The sequence below is a fragment of the Pseudomonas sp. FG6 genome (assembly GCF_057809015.1).
In genome coordinates this window covers 1-18783 of sequence record NZ_JBMDJD010000009.1, presented here as the reverse complement: position 1 = coordinate 18783, position 18783 = coordinate 1, and the positions used below count along the sequence as shown (strand labels likewise).

Below are 18783 nucleotides of genomic sequence, written 5' to 3'. Positions count from 1 at the left end.
CGCCTCCTTCATTTCCGAAAGAAGCGCCTTTTTCTCGGGCATTTACCACACGTTCCTAGGCAATCACCCCGCAATAGCGCGATCAACCGACAACTTACCGCCACCTTCGATCAACACCGCAACACTCCCCGCCAGCAAGGCCAGGGCAAATTCATAACCATTGTTGGCCATGAACAACCCATTACCAATGTGCACAGAGAAAATCGCCACCAGCGACAGGAAAACCAAGCCCAGCGCCGCCGGACGCACCAGCAAACCGATGATCAAGGCCAGGCCCGCAAAAAACTCGGTGCCACCGGCCAGCGTCGCCATCAGGTAACCCGGGGTCAGGCCGATGCTTTCCATCCATTGCGCCGTTCCCGCCAGACCGTAGCCACCGAACAGGCCGAAGAGTTTCTGCGAACCGTGGGCTGCGAAAATGATACCTACCGCAATGCGCAAGACAGTCAAACCATAGCCGGCGCGGGTGGAAAGGATTTTGTTGATGAAAGGGCTCATAGCGTGCATTCCTTGGGAATAGGTTGGGGTTGGTCGCTATATTAATCAATAAAACTCATGTTAAAAGCGGAAAAAATCCGTAATACCAATCAATTTATTCGATCACTTGCGTGATGCAACCTTCTGCTCCCTCGGCTCCAACGACTCCCGCTCACGATCAAACGCCAGATAGTATTTGTTCACACTATTAACGTAGCTGACGGCGCTCATTCCTACCTGCTCCATGGCGATGCGCTCGACCTGGAAAAACCACTGGTTGGGGTTCAAGCCGCGACGCCGCGCTTCGGCACGCATGCCTTGGACGCGCTCAGGTCCCATATTGTAGGCGGCCAGGACAAAGGCCATGCGCTCGCGCTCGTTGAGCTTGGGGCTGGCGAAGAACTTGCGACGGATCAGCGCCAGGTATTTCGCGCCAGCCTGAACGTTGGCGTCCAGGTTCTGAATGTTATCGACACCGACCCGCTGGGCCGCCGACGGGGTGATCTGCATCAGTCCGGTGGGGCCACCGCCGTTGCGGGAGGTGGGCTGCAAGGCCGATTCCTTGAACGCCAGGGCCGCCAGGTTGAGCCAATCCATGCCTTGGGCCTCGGCATGTTTTTGCAGCACTGGGCGCAGGCTTTCCAAGCGTTGGCGGTCGGCGCGGGCCAACGGATAGTGAACCTGGTACAAGCGACGGTAGATGCGCAGGAAATCCGCGTCCTGGTTGGCCGGCACCTTGTAGGTCGCTAGGAAGCGGTCAATGCTCGCTCGCAGCATGGCGGCGTCGCGACGCACGAACCAGTACTCGTCGTTCGGCTCACCGATCAACAGCTGACGGTCGAAGCGCAGCTTGGGAAGGATTTTGCCCCAACGTTCGGCAATGGGTTGCTCGACGATGGTCAGGTGGAAAATCCCGCCCTGGACCATCTCCAGCACGTCTTCCACGGCCAGTGTGGGGTCGACCCATTCGATCTTCACCGGTGGCAATTTAAGCAGCGCCAGCTTCTGGTTGATCTGGCCCACCGCCTCCCCCGCTACACTGCCATTGGGCAGCGCCAGGGTCTTGCCGGACAGTTGTTCCACACGGGTGTAGCGCTTCTCGCCCTTGATGCCCACCAGCAACAACGGCACATCGGTGCGGATCGGATCGCTGGCGCTGACCGCATGGGCAGCCTGGGACTCGAGCAACTCGCCGGGGGCGACCAAGTCTCCCTCGCCCCGCTGCAAAGCGCCAAGCAACTGGTCCTTGGCCTTGGGAATGATCTTGAGGGTGATTTCCTGGCCATCGCGGGCATGGCCGTTGAGGTACTGCTCGAACGCCCGCAGTCGATGGTATTCAACGCCGATGGGTTGCCCCTGAACTTCACCGGAACTGTTGCGGCTCTGATTGACCAGAACGTTCAGCACCCGGCTGCTGCGGATCTGCGCAAGGTCGCGCACGGTGCCAGGCGCCACGGCCTGCACTGGTCCGGGCAGCCGCGCTTCTGCCGGCATCGGCAACCACAGCGAACAACACAACAGTAGCAACACTTGGGGACGTGTCATCTACTCTCCGCAAAGGACGACTGCTGGCCACCACCCTGAAAAAAAGGGGTGGGGTCGGCAGAAACAGAGCACCTGGGGCGCTGAAAAAGTGCGCAAGACTGGCACAACGCCGGCGTTTATACCAATCCGAGTTGTCCCACGACCTCGACAGACCGCCTCAACCCGTTGTAGTTCTTGGCTTTTCTTATAAATCTACAGCTCTGATATGCTTTCCGGCCTTTGGGCCGAGGTAGCACCATGCAACTCATCGATATCGGCGTCAACCTGACCAACCCCAGCTTCGCCGACAAACACCGGGCGGTGCTTGAGCGAGCTTTCGAGGCCGGGGTCTGCCAACTGGTCTTGACCGGCACCAGCGTCGAGGGCAGCGAGCAAGCGCTGGAGCTGTGCCATCAACTCGACGACAGCGGCGAGCGGCTGTTTTGCACCGCCGGCATTCATCCCCACAGCGCAAGCGAATGGACAGCCGACAGCGCCAGGCACCTCAAGGATCTGCTGTTGCAGGACCGGGTCCGCGCGGTGGGGGAATGCGGCTTGGATTTCAATCGGGACTTCTCCCCTCGCCCGCAGCAGGAAAAAGTCCTCGAAGAGCACCTCGCCCTCGCCGCGGCATTGCAACTGCCGGTCTTTCTTCATGAGCGCGACGCTGACCAGCGCTTGCTGGACATCCTGCGGGACTTTCGCGATCAGTTGCCGGCAGCCGTTGTGCATTGCTTCACCGGTGAAAAAAAGGCGCTGTTCAGCTACCTCGACCTGGACTTGCACATCGGCATCACCGGCTGGATCTGCGATGAACGCCGGGGCACTCACCTGCATCCCCTGGTGCGCGAGATCCCCCGCGGTCGTTTGATGCTCGAAAGCGACGCGCCGTACCTGCTGCCCCGCACGCTGCGGCCCAAACCCAAGAATGGTCGCAACGAACCGGCCTACCTCACGGAGGTCTTGCGCGAAGTCGCCTCGCACCGGGGCGAAACCCCGGATGACCTGGCAGCCCACACCACTGCCTGCGCCCGGGCGTTTTTCGGGTTGCCGACCCTTTCCGAATGAACCCACGACCCCTTGTGGGAGCGGACTTGCTCGCGCCCACTGGGGATTTGGTGGTCTTTTGATTCATATCAATCGAGTGGCACCTGAATGGCGGCAGAATAATGGCACCTTGCTGTTTCCGCTATCAGAGAAGACCTTCTATGGGTGCCTGGCTTAGCAATATCTCGCTGAAGTACAAATTCTGGGCGGTCAATGCCGTCGCCTTCGTCACGACCCTGCTGCTGGTGCTCTACGCGGTGCACCTGGAACAGCACGCGCGCAACCAGCTGGCCCAGGCGAACGCCCAGGCCCAGGCACGGTTGCTCGGTGCCTGGCCCGCAGGCCAACCACTGCCCAAGGCCGACGGCCTGTTGCTGTTGCAACGCGGCCAGATTCCGGTGTTCAACGAGCAGCCGCTGCCTTCCCTGGCGCAGGCCGATGGTTGGGTCGAGTTCAACACGGCATCGTTGTTGGACGACAACCCTTTGGTGGGCGCCGAAGTGGTCCGTCGAGGCGACGGTCAGCAGCTCGCCGTGCTGGCCCACGGTGCAAGCCTGGGCCAAGTGTTTGGCGAACGCTTCGGGCAATACGCGGCGGCGGTTTTCGTGCTGATGTTGGCCATGCTCGGCGCATCGCAGCTGTTGATCCGTTTTCTGCTAAGCCAGCTCAATACCTTGAAGGACGTGATGCTGCACGTGGAAAAAACCGGTGACCTGGCCGCACGCGTACCTTTGGCCGGCAGGGACGAAGTGGGTCAGATGGCGGCGGCTTTCAATGCCATGCAGGCCGGCTATCAACGGGTGGTCGACACCGTCGCCAGCACCGCGAGGCAACTGGACGGCGGCGCGGCGCGCCTGGCGTCGAGCATGAACGATGTGCGCCACGGCATGCTCGGCCAGCAGAGCGAAACCGATCAGGCCGCCACAGCCATCAACGAAATGACCGCCACGGTTCATCACATCGCCCAGCACGCCGGCGCCACGCGCGACTTGTCGCAAACCGCCGACACGCTGGCGGGCAATGGCCGCGAGGTGGTCAGCCGCGTACAGCAGTCGATTACCGGGCTCTCCACTGGAGTGCAGCAGACTGCCGGAATGATCCAGCGCCTGGCCGAAGACAGCCAGAAGATCAACAGCGTGGTCAGCGTCATCCACAGCATTGCCGAACAAACCAACCTGCTCGCCCTCAACGCGGCGATTGAGGCGGCGCGGGCCGGGGAAATGGGCCGGGGCTTTGCGGTGGTGGCCGACGAAGTGCGCAACCTGGCCAAGCGGGTACAGACCTCGACCGATGAAATCACCTCCATGGTTTCAGCCCTCCAGGCCGGGACCCGCGACGCTGTGGATTTCATGCAGGAAAGTTCGTACAAGGCCGACGACTGCGTACAGCAGGCCCGCGATGCCGGCGATGCGCTGGAACAGATCACCCGTGCAGTGGCGCAGATGCGCGAAAGCAACACCCAGATCGCCGTCGCGGCCGAGCAGCAAAGCCATGTTGCGGAGGAAATGAATCGGGCAGTGGTGAGCATTCGCGACGTCACGGAAGACACCGTGCGCCAGACGGTGGATTCGGCCACCACCAGCCATGAATTGGCGACATTGGCGGGGGAACTGAGCCAGGCGATTGGGCAGCTCAAGCTTTAGAACTGCTCATTGTGGCGAGGGAGCTTGCTCCCGCTGGGCTGCGCAGCAGACCTACTCACAACCGCGGAGTGTCAGGTGGATGAACTCAGCCTGTTTGGGGGCTGCTTCGCAGCCCAGCGGGAGCAAGCTCCCTCGCCACAAGAGCAGTCCCTCGCCGCATAGTTGAAAATTTTTGGCCGCCTATCGCTTCGATAGCCATCCACGATTCGCCGCGCCGCCCGGCCGAACCTATCCTTGGGTTATTCGGTTTCACCAAGGAGCAGCATCATGGGCAAACGTCATTCCAATCCCGCCGCCTGGCAATGGCACATCCTTCCCGGCCATCATCAACCCACCTCGCAGCTGATCGCCGTACCACTGTTCATCATCGGGTTCCTGCTGACGGTATCGGGGGTGATCAGCGCGAACCTGGCGGATATCGCCATCGGCATCATCGGTGTGATCGCAGCGCTCGGATTGCAGCGCCACGATCATGAAGCGCCCTAGCCGAAGATCGTGACCGTCTGCCGGCTCAGGGCGATCAGGCGGCCGTCGGCGCTCCAGCACTTCGCCGCGACGTGGCCATAGCCGTCCTGGGCGTGTTCGATTTCCGCCAGGTATTTGCACCAGTCCAGCGTGCTGAGCGCGAGCAATGGCTGGACGAACTCGATGGTCCAGGTCAGCGTGCTGCCCGGGGCCATTTGCGTGAGGTGCGGCAGCAGTGCCGGCGGCCAGGCATCCACCAGCGCCAGGATATGGGCCTCGTTCAAGGGCTCCTCCTTGACGTCGCCACGCAAGCGTACCCAACCGCCCATGCGCCGGGATGTGTTGCCGCTGAACGGCAAGCCACCGACGCTCCAGCACAGCGCCAGGTGCCGCATGAACTCCGGCGTGGCGCCTTTGACGTAGGGCAGCTCCTGGCACTGCTCCACAGGCTTGAACTCCGGCGCAGGATCAGCGGACACGGCCACCACGGAAGAACGCGACGCCCCGAAACTGCCCTGCACCACGGTCACCACCTGGCCGTTCTGCACCGCGCGCCCCAACACCTGGCTCACCGCCTTGCCTTCGCGCACGACCTCGACGTCAAAACTGACAGGCACATCAGGCTCCACCGGGCCGACGAAGGTGATCGCCAGCGAGCGCACCGGACGATCCGCCGGTACCCGGGCACGCATCGCCTCGTATTGCAGCGCCGCCACCACCCCGCCAAAACTGGCGCGCCCCTGGCCCCACTCAGGTGCGATGGTCACAGCGCCAGGCTGGCGACGCACAGCATCGATCAAATCGGAAAAGCGCATGGAGACCTCGAAAACAGAGGAAAAGGATGAAGGGATCTTACCCAGCCCGGGTGGACGACACAGGGTTCATTCTGGCCAAAGGGGCTGGCAGATAGGCCGCGAACCTGAACCCAACAAATATCGCCTGTGGGAGCGGAGGTGGGCTCAGGTTTTTTTGAAGCAACAGCCAACCAGCTTGTCGAGCACCTTGTCGGACTTGGCCTCGGCCTTCTCCATCGTGACCTGCCAGGTCGGCACGCAGGCTTGCAGATCGCTTTCTTCCTGGGCGCGGGCCAGCCATTGCCAGCAATCGTGCCAATCACCCAAGGCGCCCTGGGCCGACTTGAGGCGGGGCATCGCCGCTTCGGGCAAGCGGTCGAGTTCGGGGTAGGCCTCCATGGCGTAGCGCACGCGTTTGATCAGCAACCGCAAGCGGTGGCGATCGTGCGCCGGGTCGCGCAAGGCTTCACCGAGCTCCTTCCATTGTTTGTCCAGGCGTTTTTCAATGCGTTTGCGCAATCGCTTGAGCAGCCCTTCGCGTTGAGCTGCGCGCATGAAACGGGGAAACGCGTCGAGGATCATCAGCAGCTGGGCCAACTCGGGGCTACCGGCCACCCCAGGGTAGGCGTGGGTCATCTGCGCCCTGCGCCATTGGGCCGCTTGCGTCTGGCCGTGCTGCTCAAGATACGCTGCCAGCACTTCCCGATCACGCAAGGGCGTGGTCAGGGTGCCGACTGCCGAAGCGGCTGTTTCCAGCTGCTCGACACCGGGTAACCCGCGCAACGGACGCAACAAGCTGCGCAAACGACGCACCGTGGTGCGCAGGTCATGCAGCGCCTCGCTGTCGGTATTGGCATTCAAGCGTGCCTGACAGGCCAGCAGCCGCACTTCCAGGCCCAGTATCCGGGCCACCAGCCGATCGATCATGGGGCGTACTCCGTACGCAGCTTCGAGCGACAAGCTCCAAGCTGCAAGAGAGAAGCGATGCGCCCCCTCTTGCAGCTCGAAGCTAGCAGCTTGCCGCTGCTTTTATCTTTATCGCCCTGCGCGGGACTCACGAATATAGAAGCGCGCCTTCTCGGCCTTGCGGGCGCAGCCTTCGAATGCTTCGAACTGCTGCTGGGTCTTGGCGCCCGTCAGCAACGACAGGGCCTTGGAGTAGCTGACGGTACCGGCAAAGCCTTCGGCCTTGGCCAGGTCCAGTTCGTGCCAGGCGCTGTCGAGCTGGCTGCCGCAACTGTCACGGTAAGCGGTCTTGCCTGCACAACCGGCCAGGGTCAGGACCATCAGGGATGCCACCAAGGGTAGGCAAATCCGGGCTTTCATCGATTACACCTCAAGTCAGGTAAAACAGTCGTGCTGATAAGACGGTCCCGCCGGCAAAAAGTGCCTTGCCAGACCGCTTCTATTCAAGTGTGGACGAGAATACGCAAATGCCACCCCGACGTGTCAAAAAACGACGCTTGCGCCGCAACGATTGAGCCGGGCCGTCGATGGGTGCATTGTTGAACCTGATCGATAAGAGGCCGGCTCATGACAAAACGTGTGGCATTGGTATTGGGGTCGGGCGGCGCCCGGGGCTATGCCCATATCGGCGTGATCGAGGAAATCGAACGACGTGGCTACGACATCGCCTGCATCGCCGGTTGCTCCATGGGGGCCGTCGTGGGTGGGATCTATGCCGCCGGCAAGCTCGACGAGTACCGCAACTGGATCGAAAGCCTCGACTACCTGGATGTCCTGCGGCTGGTGGACGTCAGTTTTCGCCTGGGGGCCATTCGCGGAGAAAAAGTCTTCGGGCAGATTCGCAAGATCGTCGGCGAGCTCGACATCGAAGATTTGCGCATCCCCTACACGGCCGTCGCGACCGACCTGACCAACCAGCAGGAAATCTGGTTCCAGGAGGGCTGCCTGCACCAGGCGATGCGCGCCTCGGCGGCGATTCCCAGCCTGTTCACCCCAGTCATGCAAGGCAACCGGATGCTGGTGGATGGCGGCTTGCTCAATCCGTTGCCGATCGTGCCGGTGGTGTCGAGCCATTGCGATCTGATCATCGCGGTCAACCTCAACGCCACCAATCAGAAACAGTACGCGCTGCCGGTGATCCCGCGTCCCGCGGCGTTCCGGCGGCGCTTCGATACCCTGGTCAACTCCTTGGGTTCACGCCTGCCCTTTCGCCGCAGGCAGGCCGAGCAACTGTTGTTGCTGGAACAGGAAGCCTTGCGGGCCGAAGCCGCCGAGATCAATCCTTGGATCGAATCGGCCGAGCCCGAAGGCCAACAACCGGCCGCGGCGCCAGAAACCGACGGCGCACCGAAATCCGCCACCGGTTCGTTCATCATCGACAACGTCGGGCCGGCCTCGTTACTGGACCTGATCAACCAGAGTTTCGAGGTGATGCAGACGTCGCTGGCCCAGTACAAGATCGCCGGCTACCCACCGGATGTGCTGATCAACGTGCCGAAGCGAGTGTGTCGGTTCTTTGAGTTCTACAAGGCGCCGGAATTGATCGCGTTGGGACGACAGATTGCCAGCGATACGTTGGATCGCTATGAGGATGAGCAGAACTGAATAGGGTCACTGGCCTGCTGTGGCGAGGGGATAAATCCCCTTGCCACAACAGCGCTTGGCTTAAACCTTGTGGTTAACCCACCAACCGATACCCCACCCCCGCCTCGGTGACAATGAACCGGGGGCGGGTCGGGTCGTCGGCCAGTTTCTGGCGCAGGTGACCGACCACGATCCGCAGGTAATGACTGTCTTCGGTGTGGGTCGGGCCCCAGATGTCCTTGAGCAATTGCTGCTGGGTGATGACCCGCCCAGGATGCCGCGCCAGTTGCGCCAGCACGGCATATTCCTTGCGGGTCAGGGCCACTTCGGCACCGTCCAGCAGCACCCGGCGATACGCCAGGTCGACCGTCAGCGGGCCGAATGTCAGCGCGGCTTCCTGTGGCTCGCCCGCCGGCGCCTGGCGCAACAAGGCGCGGACCCGGGCGAGGAACTCCTGGATGCCGAACGGCTTGGTCACGTAATCGTTCGCCCCGTTATCCAGCGCCTCGACCTTCTGCGCTTCGCTGGCCCGCACCGAAAGCACCAGCACCGGCACCGTCGACCATTGGCGAAACTCACGCAGCACCTGTTGGCCGTCCATGTCCGGCAGGCCCAGGTCGAGCACCAGCAGATCGGGTTTGTTCAAGGCCGCCTGCGCCAGCCCTTCGGTACCGGTACCGGCTTCCAGCACCTTGTAGCCTTGGGAAGAGAGACTGATGCGCAGGAATTTGCGGATCTGCGGTTCATCGTCGATGACCAGGAGGGTCGCGGTCTGGCTCATAGGGTCCGTTCAATGCAATCAACTGGAAAAGAGAGTAACCCAGAACCCTTCAGGCTTCATTTTCCAAGCCCGGTTGCGCCTGCAACGGCAGGTGCAGGGTGATGCGGGTACCGTGGCCGTCGAGCCCATCGCCGACGCTGATCCGCCCGCCATGGGCGCCGATCATGCCCTGGCAGATCGCCAGGCCTAGTCCGGTGCCCTGCCCGCCTCGATCGCCACGGGCGGCGGTGTAGAACATGTCGAAGATTTTCTCCCGCTCATCCTCGGGAATCCCGGGGCCCTCGTCGGCGACCGCAAAGCGCACCTCTGTGTCAGTGGTCTCGACACTCATCAGCAGCCGCCCGTGGGCCGGTGAAAATCGCGCCGCATTCTCCAGCACGTTCACCAAGGCCTGCTCGATCAACGCGGCATGGACATACAGCAACGGCAGTTCGGCAGGCACCTCGATGCCCACCGCCAGCGGCGCCAGCACGGCTCGCAGACGGTTCAACGCACTGCCGACGATATCGGCCGGTGCGACCCAGTCGCGCGCGAGTTTCAGGGCGCCGTGGCCGAGACGGGTCATGTCCAGCAGGTTCTGGATGTAGCGATCCAGGCGCTCGGCCTCATCGCGGGTGCCCTCGAGCAGCTCGCGTCGGTCCTCCATCGGGATCGCTTCCCCCAGCGCCAGCAGGCTGTCGATGCTGCCGCGCATGGCGGTCAGCGGTGTGCGCAAGTCATGAGACACCGACGCGAGCAAGGCGCTGCGCAGTTGCTCGGTTTCCCCGTGCAGACGCGCGGCCTCCAGGTCCTGGGCCAGTTGCGCCCGGGCCAGTGCCTGGGCCAGGGGCTGGCTAAGGGCAGCCAATAAACGCCGACGCTGACCGCTCAGGGGCTTGCCTTCCGTCGGGCATACCCCGAGCAACGCCAGCGGCCCGCCCTCCGCCGATAGCGGCCACCACCACCAGCGCCCCGAGGGCAGCGTACCGGTACCGGCGCCGGCCGGTTGATCGTGTTGCCAAGCCCAGTCGGCCGCGGCGCGCTCGGCTTCAGTGAACGTCATCGGTGCGCCGCTTTCGACCTTCCAGCCAGCCTGGCCGTCGCGGTTAAGCAAGCACAATTGCAGGTCATGCCAGCCATCGAGGTGCTGCGCGGCGGCGCTGATGACGGCCTGACGGTCGGTGGCGGCGGTGAGTTTGCGCGACAGGTCGAGCAATTCGCCTGTCTCCTCCTGGGTGTCGCGCAGGGCTTGCAACTGACGTCGCTGACGGGCCGCGAGATTGCCGGTCAGGGTCGCCATCAGGAGGAAGAACACCAGCGTCAGCACGTCCTCTTCACGCTGGATGGTGAAGGAGAAATTCGGCGGGATGAACAGGAAGTCATAAGCCAGGAACGACAGCGCCGAGCAGGCCAGCGCCGGCCCGAGACTGCTGCGCACCGCCACCAGCAAGACCGCCATCAAGAACACCAGGGAAATATTGGGCAGCGCCAATAGCCCCGAAATCCCCCAGGCCAATGCACTGGCCGCCACGGTCGCCACCAGCGCCAGCACATAATCGAAGCCGGTCTGCACGGCGCTTGAGCGCACGCGGGCGGGACGTGGTTGTTCGTCACTGTCCAGCACGTTGATCTCCAGCCCTCGGGCATCGCGCAGCAAGCGTGACGCCAGGCCGCCACCGAACCAGCGTCGGCGCAGCCTTGGCCGCGACTGGCCCACCAACACCAGAGTGGCGCGCCGCTCCGTGGCGTGCTGGATCAGGGTTTTCGCGACCTCGCCGGCCCGCAGCAGCACAACTTCGCCACCCAGGCGTTCGGCCAGTTGCTGGGCATTCTGCAAGCGCTGGCGCGAGGGCTCGTCACGGGCGCTGCCATTGTCGACGTGCACCAGACTCCAGGGCAGATGCCGACGCTGGGCCACCCGGCTGGCGTGACGCACCAGGCGTTCGGCCTGAAGATCACCGTCGACGCCCACCAGCAGCCGACCGCGCACCGCCGGCGCCGCCTGGCCCAGCTGTCGATAGCCTTGGGCAAGATCGTTGTCGACTTGGGCTGCGGCGGTCTGCATCGCCAGTTCACGCAACGCGGTCAAGTTGGTCTGGGTGAAAAACGCATCGATCGCCGCCCGGGCCTGTTCCGGCACGTAGACCTTGCCATCGCGCAGGCGCTCCAGCAGTTCCCGGGGTGGCAGGTCGATCAGCAGCAGCTCATCGGCCTCCTGCAAGACCCAGTCCGGCAACGTCTCGCGTACCTGCACGCCGGTGATGCCGCGCACCTGGTCATTGAGGCTTTCCAGGTGCTGGACATTGACGGTGGTGTAGACGTCGATGCCGGCGGCGAGCAGTTCCTGAATGTCTTGCCAGCGTTTGGCATGGCGACTGCCGGGTGCGTTGCTGTGAGCCAGTTCGTCCACCAGGGCCAGGCTGGGGCGGGCGGCGAGCAAGCCATCGAGGTCCATTTCCTCGAGCATCACGCCGCGATACTCCGAGCGCACCAGCGGCTGTTGCGCCAGGCCGCCGAGCAGTGCTTCGGTTTCGCTGCGACCGTGGGTCTCCACCACGCCGGCAATGACTTTCACACCCTGGCGCATCCGGGCATGGGCCGCCTGCAACATGGCAAAGGTCTTGCCGACACCGGGCGCCGCGCCCAGGAAAACCTTGAGCCGACCGCAACCGTTGCGGGGCAGATTGGCTAACAGTGCGTCGGCGCGGCCGGAGTCGCTCATGCTGGGTGTTCTCTTGTTTGGAAAGGGTTCTTACAGTTTTTCCAGGGCCAGGTTCAGCGCCAGCACATTCACCACCGGCGGCCCCACCAGGGGTTGTTCGATGTGGGCATCGAGCAGTTGCTGCAAGGTTGCAATCGGCAGGTTGCGCGCGGCGGCGACACGCGCCAGTTGATAGGCAATCGCCGCCGGTGGCAAGTGCGGATCCAGGCCGCTGCCAGAGGTGGTCAGCAAGGCTAGCGGAACCGGACCCTGACCGGGCACTTGGAGCTTGCGGGCATCATCGAACACCCGCGTCGCCAAGGCCGGATTGCTCGGGGCGAGGTTGCTGGCGCCACTGGCGACCGTGGCAAAAGCGCCGGCCGAGGGCCGTGGGTGAAACCAGGCATCGCCGGTAAAATCCTGGGCGATCAACGTTGAACCACGGACCTTGCCCTCGGCATCCTGGACCAGACTGCCATTGGCCTGGACGGGAAAGGCGACTTGCGCCACGCCGGTGACGACCAGTGGGTAAGCGACGCCAGTGAGCAGGGTCATCAGAAACAATAGGCTCAAGGCCGGGCGAATCAGAGTGGACATCTCAAAACCCTCGAATAAGAAACCGCAAATTTCCAGGCATACGTCGTTGTGGCGAGGGAGCTTGCTCCCGCTAGGCTGCGCAGCAGCCCCAAAGCCTGCTATCTCGATGCATCAGACAAAGCAGTGCTGAGTTTCTTTGAGGCTGCTGCGCAGCCTAGCGGGAGCAAGCTCCCTCGCCACAAAGTCAATAGCCGGCATTAGTAGGCTCATACCAACCCCAACGCCGTCAGCAACATATCGATCGCCTTGATCCCCACGAACGGCACCACAATCCCACCCAGGCCATAGATCAACAGGTTGCGCCGCAACAGCGCCGCCGCGCTCGCGGCCTGCACCCGCACGCCGCGCAGGGCCAAAGGGATCAGCACGACGATGATCAAGGCGTTGAAGACGATGGCCGACAGGATGGCGCTCTGCGGGCTGCTCAGATGCATGATGTTCAACACGCCCAGTTGTGGATAAATCGAGGCAAACAACGCCGGCAGGATGGCAAAGTACTTGGCCACATCGTTGGCGATGGAAAAGGTGGTCAGCGCCCCACGGGTCACCAGCAGTTCCTTGCCGATCTGCACCACATCCAGCAGCTTGGTCGGGTCGCTGTCGAGGTCGACCATGTTGGCCGCCTCGCGCGCCGCCTGGGTGCCGTCGTTCATCGCCATGCCTACATCTGCCTGGGCCAGGGCCGGGGCATCGTTGGCGCCGTCACCGCACATGGCCACCAGCCGACCGTCATTCTGCTCATGCCGGATGCGCGCCAGTTTTTTCTCTGGCGTGGCTTCGGCCAGCACATCATCGACGCCCGCCTCGGCGGCAATCGCCGCCGCCGTCAGTGGGTTGTCACCGGTCACCATCACCGTGCGGATCCCCAATTTGCGCAGCTCGGCAAAACGCTCGCGGATCCCCGGCTTGACCACATCCTTCAAGTGGATCGCCCCCAGCAGCTTGCCGTCGGCGCAAACCAGCAACGGCGTACCGCCGCTTTGGGCGATCTTGTCGACTTCCCGCGCCAGCGCCGAGGGCAACTCATTGCGCGCAAGGCCAATGAAACTGAGCAACGAATCCACCGCGCCCTTGCGGTACACATGCCCCTGGTAATCGACACCGGACAACCGGGTTTCGGCACTGAAGGGCACGGCCAGCAACGAGTCCTTGCCGGGTTCGGGTTGTGCATGCAGGCCCCGCAGGTACTCGACGATGGACTTGCCCTCGGCCGTCTCATCGGCCAACGAGGCGAGCAAGGCGCCTTCGGCCAACTGCTGAGGGCTCACACCGGGAGCGGCGTGGATCGCGGCGCAGCGACGATTGCCAAAGGTGATGGTGCCGGTCTTGTCCAGCATCAGCACATGCACGTCCCCCGCCGCCTCCACGGCACGGCCGGACTTGGCGATTACATTCAGGCGTACCAGCCGATCCATCCCGGCGATGCCAATGGCCGATAACAGCCCGCCAATGGTGGTCGGGATCAAGGTCACCAACAGCGCCACCAGAAACACCAGCGGCAGATTGCCGTTGGCGAAGTGGGCAAACGGTTGCAGCGTCACCACCACCAGCAGGAAGATCAGGGTCAGGCCGATCAGCAGGATGTCCAGCGCGACTTCATTGGGTGTCTTCTGGCGCTTGGCGCCTTCGACCAGGGCGATCATGCGGTCCAGGGTGGATTCGCCAGGGTTGCTGGTAATGCGCACCAGCAACCAGTCGGAAACCAGCCGGGTATTGCCGGTGACGGCAGACCGGTCGCCACCCGATTCGCGAATGACCGGTGCCGATTCGCCGGTGATCGCCGCTTCGTTGACCGCCGCGATGCCCTCGATCACTTCACCGTCGCCGGGGATCATTTCCCCGGCCTCGACGCGCACCACGTCGCCCTTGCGCAGGCGGGTGGCCGGGACCACTTCAAAACCACTGGCGCTCTGGCGCCGGGCACTCAGGCCTTCGCTCCCGGCCTTGAGGCTATCGGCCCGGGCCTTGCCACGACCTTCGGCCAAGGCTTCGGCGAAGTTGGCGAACAGCACCGTGAACCAGAGCCAAAGGGCTATTTGCGCGGCCACGAACGTCGGCACGGCACTGTCGGGGATAAAGCACAGCACGGTGGTGAGGATCGCGGTCAGCTCCACCACCAACATCACCGGGGCGCGGTGCAACTGGCGCGGGTCGAGTTTGCGCAAGGCTTGCACCAACGCCGGCCGCCACAGGGCCGAAATGGCGGTCTTAGGTTGCTCCGGCGCCTTGGCGACGGCGGCTTTGCTCATCGGCATATTCATCATCAGATCCTCAGAAGCCCATGCTCAGATGTTCGGCAATCGGCCCCAGGGCCAGGGTCGGCAGGAAGGTCAGGCCGCCCACCAGCAGGATGGTCACGGTCAGCAACGTCACGAACAGCGGGCCATGGGTCGGAAAGCTGTTCTGGCCGATCGGCGCGGTTCTCTTCAGCGCCAGGCTACCGGCCAACGCCAGCACCGGCAGGATGTAGCCGAACCGCCCGATCAACATGCCCAGGCCCAGCATCAGGTTATGAAACGGCGTGTTGGCACTGAAACCACCGAATGCCGAACCGTTGTTGGCGCCCGCCGAGGTGTAGGCGTAGAGCAATTGGCTGAAGCCGTGGGCGCCGGGGTTGCTCACAGCGGCGGCAGGCCCGGGCAGGCTCGCGGCGACGGCACCCAGTACCAGCACGCTCACCGGCATCACCAACAAGGTCACCACCAGCAGTTGCACTTCCCGGGCACCGAGTTTCTTGCCCAGGTACTCCGGGGTCCGGCCGATCATCAGGCCAGCCAGGAACACCGCGATCAACACGTTCAGCAACATCCCGTAGAGCCCGGCCCCGACGCCGCCGAAGATCACCTCGCCGACCATCATGTTCACCAGCGAGACCATGCCACTGAGGGGGTTGAGGCTGTCGTGCATGGCATTGACCGAGCCGTTGGACGCCGCCGTGGTGGTCACCGACCAAAGCACCGTGGCGGTGGTGCCAAAGCGCGCTTCCTTGCCCTCCAACGGCGCGGTCTGCTCCACCGCAGCGTTGTTTAGCGCCGGATTGGGCTGATACTCGGCCCACAGCGAAGTGGCGCCGCCGATCAGGAACAACACGAGCATGCAGGCGATGATCGCCCGGCTCTGGCGCAGGTCCTTGACGTAATGGCCGAAGGTGAACACCAACGCGACGGGGATCAGGATGATCGAGGCGAGCTCGAACAGATTGCTCCAGGCCGTCGGGTTCTCGAACGGGTGCGCCGAGTTGACGCCGAAGAAGCCACCGCCGTTGGTGCCCAGTTGCTTGATCGCGATCTGGCTGGCGGCCGGGCCCAATGGGATCACCTGGTCGGCGCCCTGCATCGTGGTGACCCCGTGCACATAGTGCGCGAACGTCTGCGGCACGCCCTGCCACACCAGGAACAACGCCAGCAGCAAGCACAGCGGCAGCAGTCCATAGAGTGTCGCGCGGGTCATGTCGACCCAGAAATTGCCCAGGGTCTGGGTGGTCTTGCGCCCGATCCCGCGACACAGCGCCACCAGCACCGCCAGGCCCGTCGCCGCGCTGACGAAGTTCTGCACGGTCAGGCCAACCATCTGGCTCAGGTAGCTCAGGGACGCTTCGCCGCTGTAGGACTGCCAGTTGGTATTGGTCATGAAACTGACGGCGGTGTTGAACGCCTGGGTCCACTCCATGTTCGGCAATTGCTCGGTGTTGAGCGGTAAATAGCCTTGCAGCAACAAAATCGCAAACAACAACACAAACCCCGCGAGATTGAAGGCAAGCAAGGCCAAAGTGTATTGCTGCCAGCTCTGCTCGACCGCAGGGTCTACACCGGCCACGCGATAGCATCCGCGCTCCAGCGGCCCGAGAACCGGGGAAAGCCACGTTCGCTGGCCTTCCATGACTTTGTAATAGAACCGTCCGAGAAAGGGAGCCGGAACCAGCACCAGCGCGAAAAAGGCGAGGATCAGCCCGTAGTCATAACCGTGCATAACCGCTCCTAGTTCCGGTCCGCGAGCAACAGCGCAACCAATAGGTAAATGAACAGCGCCACTGCCAGCAGCAGCGACACCCCGTCCAGGACACTCATGGGACTTCTCCGTGATACGGCGTCGTGCCGCGTGTGGAGTAATTGTCGGCAGGGAGGCTGTAAAGGAACGAGATCTAGGGTGGGGCTGGGGGGTAAAGAATCCGTAAAAAGTGTTGGGTGGTTGGCTGGGTGGTTGGCTGGGCGGGTCTCTTCGCGAGCCCGCTCCCACAGAGATTTGTGGTGTGTATGAAATCGACCGCTCACCGCAAGACCAGTGTGGGAGCGGGCTTGCTCGCGAAGGCGGCATCATCAACACCAACGCCCTCAACTGGCGCACAACAGGGGAACATCAAGCAGGGAACATCCCCGATACGACACGATTTCACCCATTACGACCGCTCTCGTCACACTGGCACGCCCACTGCACTGCCCTCCCCAGCGCTTTTGCTATGGATCGAGGGGAGCCACCGATGAACACACAACTCAAACCCACCCTGGGCACCCTGCATTTATGGGGAATTGCGGTCGGCCTGGTGATTTCCGGCGAGTATTTCGGCTGGAGTTACGGCTGGGGCGTCGCCGGCACGCTGGGGTTCCTGGTCACCTCATTCATGGTCGCGGCCATGTACACCTGCTTCATCTTCAGCTTCACCGAGCTGACCACCGCCATTCCTCACGCCGGCGGACCGTTCGCCTACAGCCGCCGGGCCTTTGGCGAGAAAGGTGGATTGATTGCCGGACTGGCGACACTGATCGAATTCGTCTTCGCCCCGCCTGCCATCGCCCTGGCCATCGGCGCCTACCTGAACGTGCAATTCCCGGCACTCGACCCGAAACACGCCGCCGTCGGTGCCTACATCGTGTTCATGGGCCTGAACATCCTCGGGGTAAAGTTGGCCGCGACGTTCGAGCTGATTGTCTGCGTATTGGCTGTGCTCGAACTGCTGGTGTTCATGGGCGTCGTCGCCCCGGCCTTCAGCTTCAGCAACTTTGCCTTGAACGGCTGGGCCGGAGCCGATGCATTCAGTGCACCCGCGATTGCCGGGATGTTTGCCGCCATTCCCTTCGCCATCTGGTTCTTCCTGGCCATCGAAGGCGCCGCCATGGCGGCCGAAGAAGCCAAGGACCCGAAACGCACGATTCCCAAGGCCTACATCAGCGGCATCCTGACCTTGGTGATCCTGGCGATGGGTGTGATGTTCTTTGCCGGCGGCGTCGGCGACTGGCGCACCCTGTCGAACATCAACGACCCGCTGCCCCAAGCCATGAAAACCGTGGTCGGCGAAAGCTCCGGCTGGCTGCACATGCTGGTGTGGATCGGCCTGTTCGGTCTGGTGGCCAGTTTCCACGGCATCATCCTCGGCTACTCGCGCCAGTTCTTCGCCCTGGCCCGCGCCGGCTACCTGCCCGTCTCGCTGGCCAAGCTGTCACGCTTCCAGACCCCGCACCGAGCCATCGTTGCCGGCGGCGTGATCGGCATCGCCGCGATCTACAGCGACGGCCTGATCAACCTCGGCGGCATGACCCTGACCGCCGCGATGATCACCATGGCCGTGTTCGGCGCCATCGTCATGTACATCATGAGCATGCTCAGCCTGTTCAAACTGCGCAAAACCGAACCCAACCTGGAACGCACCTTCCGTGCCCCCGGCTATCCCCTCGTGCCAGGCATCGCCCTGGTGCTGGCCGTGGTGTGCCTGGTGGCGATGGCCTGGTTCAACGCGTTGATCGGACTGATCTTCCTCGGCTTCATGGTGGTGGGTTTCCTGTATTTCCTGCTCACCGCCCAACTACGCGCCGACGCCCCGGCCGATGCGATGTTGACCGGGCTGTGAGGTGAACCCGGCGCAACGGGCGTAGTATGGAACCACTGCGAACGACCTTCGCTCATAAGTGGTAGGTGCGATGGACAGGTGTCCATTGCACCCTCAAGGAGAGCCCTATGCCCTGGTATGCCTGGTTGATTCTGATCGTTGCCATCGGCTCGATCGTCGGTGGCTTAATGCTGCTGCGCGACACCGCCAACAAGGTCGAGCTGACGGATGAACAGCGCAAGCGCGTGGCCGAGCGCAATGCGGAAATGGATGCGAAGGAGGCCAAGGATCGGTGATCACTTGGCTTACGCAGCACTTTTGTGGCGAGGGAGCTTGCTCCCGCTGGGGCGCGAAGCGGCCCTGAAATGGTTGGGGCTACTCCGTAGCCCAGCGGGAGCAAGCTC

16 protein-coding genes and 1 pseudogene are annotated in these 18783 nt (G+C 63.0%); 6 read left to right on the top strand and 11 right to left on the bottom strand.

Going from position 1 to position 18783, the window contains the following annotated elements; all coding sequences use genetic code 11:
• Window positions 1–63: 63 nt before the first annotated feature.
• The gene (locus ACODSJ_RS07835) at window positions 64–498 is read right to left on the bottom strand and encodes a DoxX family protein (protein WP_489101176.1); all 435 of its coding nucleotides are present in this window, start codon (window positions 496–498) and stop codon (window positions 64–66) included.
• Between the two features lie 102 nt (window positions 499–600).
• Complete coding sequence (locus ACODSJ_RS07830; protein ID WP_489101175.1) at window positions 601–2022, bottom strand: MltF family protein; 1422 nt, start codon at window positions 2020–2022, stop codon at window positions 601–603.
• A gap of 237 nt (window positions 2023–2259) precedes the next feature.
• Here ACODSJ_RS07830 and ACODSJ_RS07825 point away from each other — a divergent pair, with 237 nt between their 5' ends.
• From ACODSJ_RS07825 to ACODSJ_RS07815, 3 genes and pseudogenes are all read left to right on the top strand, one after another.
• Window positions 2260–3069 carry a TatD family hydrolase gene (locus ACODSJ_RS07825; protein WP_489101174.1) on the top strand — a complete coding sequence of 270 codons (810 nt, stop codon included), beginning with the start codon at window positions 2260–2262 and terminating at the stop codon, window positions 3067–3069.
• Between the two features lie 140 nt (window positions 3070–3209).
• A complete protein-coding gene (locus ACODSJ_RS07820; protein WP_489101173.1) occupies window positions 3210–4691 on the top strand; it encodes a methyl-accepting chemotaxis protein in 1482 nt (493 codons plus the stop codon).
• A 267-nt stretch (window positions 4692–4958) separates the two neighbouring features.
• Window positions 4959–5165: pseudogene (locus tag ACODSJ_RS07815) on the top strand (terminase); the annotation flags it as partial.
• Window positions 5166–5173: 8 nt separating this feature from the next.
• On the opposite strand, the gene ACODSJ_RS07810 reads toward ACODSJ_RS07815, so the two are convergent.
• The 3 genes from ACODSJ_RS07810 to ACODSJ_RS07800 all read right to left on the bottom strand — a co-directional run bounded on the left by ACODSJ_RS07810 (window position 5174) and on the right by ACODSJ_RS07800 (window position 7276).
• Complete coding sequence (locus tag ACODSJ_RS07810) at window positions 5174–5971, bottom strand: acyl-CoA thioesterase (protein WP_489101172.1); 798 nt, start codon at window positions 5969–5971, stop codon at window positions 5174–5176.
• A 144-nt stretch (window positions 5972–6115) separates the two neighbouring features.
• Entirely contained in the window at window positions 6116–6877 is a 762-nt protein-coding gene (locus tag ACODSJ_RS07805; protein WP_489101171.1) for a CHAD domain-containing protein, read from the bottom strand.
• A 108-nt stretch (window positions 6878–6985) separates the two neighbouring features.
• On the bottom strand, window positions 6986–7276 hold the full coding sequence (locus tag ACODSJ_RS07800; RefSeq protein ID WP_489101170.1) for a hypothetical protein: 291 nt from the start codon (window positions 7274–7276) through the stop codon (window positions 6986–6988).
• A 207-nt stretch (window positions 7277–7483) separates the two neighbouring features.
• Here ACODSJ_RS07800 and ACODSJ_RS07795 point away from each other — a divergent pair, with 207 nt between their 5' ends.
• Complete coding sequence (locus ACODSJ_RS07795; protein WP_489101169.1) at window positions 7484–8521, top strand: patatin-like phospholipase family protein; 1038 nt, start codon at window positions 7484–7486, stop codon at window positions 8519–8521.
• A 73-nt stretch (window positions 8522–8594) separates the two neighbouring features.
• Here ACODSJ_RS07795 and ACODSJ_RS07790 read toward each other — a convergent pair whose 3' ends face one another.
• The 6 genes from ACODSJ_RS07790 to kdpF all read right to left on the bottom strand — a co-directional run bounded on the left by ACODSJ_RS07790 (window position 8595) and on the right by kdpF (window position 16625).
• Window positions 8595–9281: a response regulator gene (locus ACODSJ_RS07790; RefSeq protein ID WP_489101168.1), complete on the bottom strand. Its 687-nt coding sequence runs from the start codon at window positions 9279–9281 to the stop codon at window positions 8595–8597.
• Window positions 9282–9330: 49 nt separating this feature from the next.
• On the bottom strand, window positions 9331–11982 hold the full coding sequence (locus tag ACODSJ_RS07785; protein WP_489101167.1) for a DUF4118 domain-containing protein: 2652 nt from the start codon (window positions 11980–11982) through the stop codon (window positions 9331–9333).
• 30 nt (window positions 11983–12012) lie between these two features.
• The gene (gene kdpC / locus ACODSJ_RS07780; RefSeq protein WP_489101166.1) at window positions 12013–12558 is read right to left on the bottom strand and encodes a potassium-transporting ATPase subunit KdpC; all 546 of its coding nucleotides are present in this window, start codon (window positions 12556–12558) and stop codon (window positions 12013–12015) included.
• Between the two features lie 206 nt (window positions 12559–12764).
• Window positions 12765–14819 carry a potassium-transporting ATPase subunit KdpB gene (gene kdpB / locus ACODSJ_RS07775; protein ID WP_489101165.1) on the bottom strand — a complete coding sequence of 685 codons (2055 nt, stop codon included), beginning with the start codon at window positions 14817–14819 and terminating at the stop codon, window positions 12765–12767.
• 10 nt (window positions 14820–14829) lie between these two features.
• Entirely contained in the window at window positions 14830–16527 is a 1698-nt protein-coding gene (gene kdpA, locus ACODSJ_RS07770; protein ID WP_489101164.1) for a potassium-transporting ATPase subunit KdpA, read from the bottom strand.
• Between the two features lie 8 nt (window positions 16528–16535).
• The gene (kdpF, locus tag ACODSJ_RS07765; protein WP_489101163.1) at window positions 16536–16625 is read right to left on the bottom strand and encodes a K(+)-transporting ATPase subunit F; all 90 of its coding nucleotides are present in this window, start codon (window positions 16623–16625) and stop codon (window positions 16536–16538) included.
• Window positions 16626–17035: 410 nt separating this feature from the next.
• Between kdpF and eat the strand changes: the two genes are divergently transcribed.
• Both eat and ACODSJ_RS07755 read left to right on the top strand, forming a co-directional pair.
• Entirely contained in the window at window positions 17036–18400 is a 1365-nt protein-coding gene (gene eat / locus ACODSJ_RS07760; protein WP_489101162.1) for an ethanolamine permease, read from the top strand.
• 107 nt (window positions 18401–18507) lie between these two features.
• Window positions 18508–18675 (top strand): DUF2897 family protein, encoded by a 168-nt coding sequence (locus ACODSJ_RS07755; RefSeq protein ID WP_080942495.1) that lies wholly within the window; start codon window positions 18508–18510, stop codon window positions 18673–18675.
• Window positions 18676–18783: the final 108 nt, after the last annotated feature.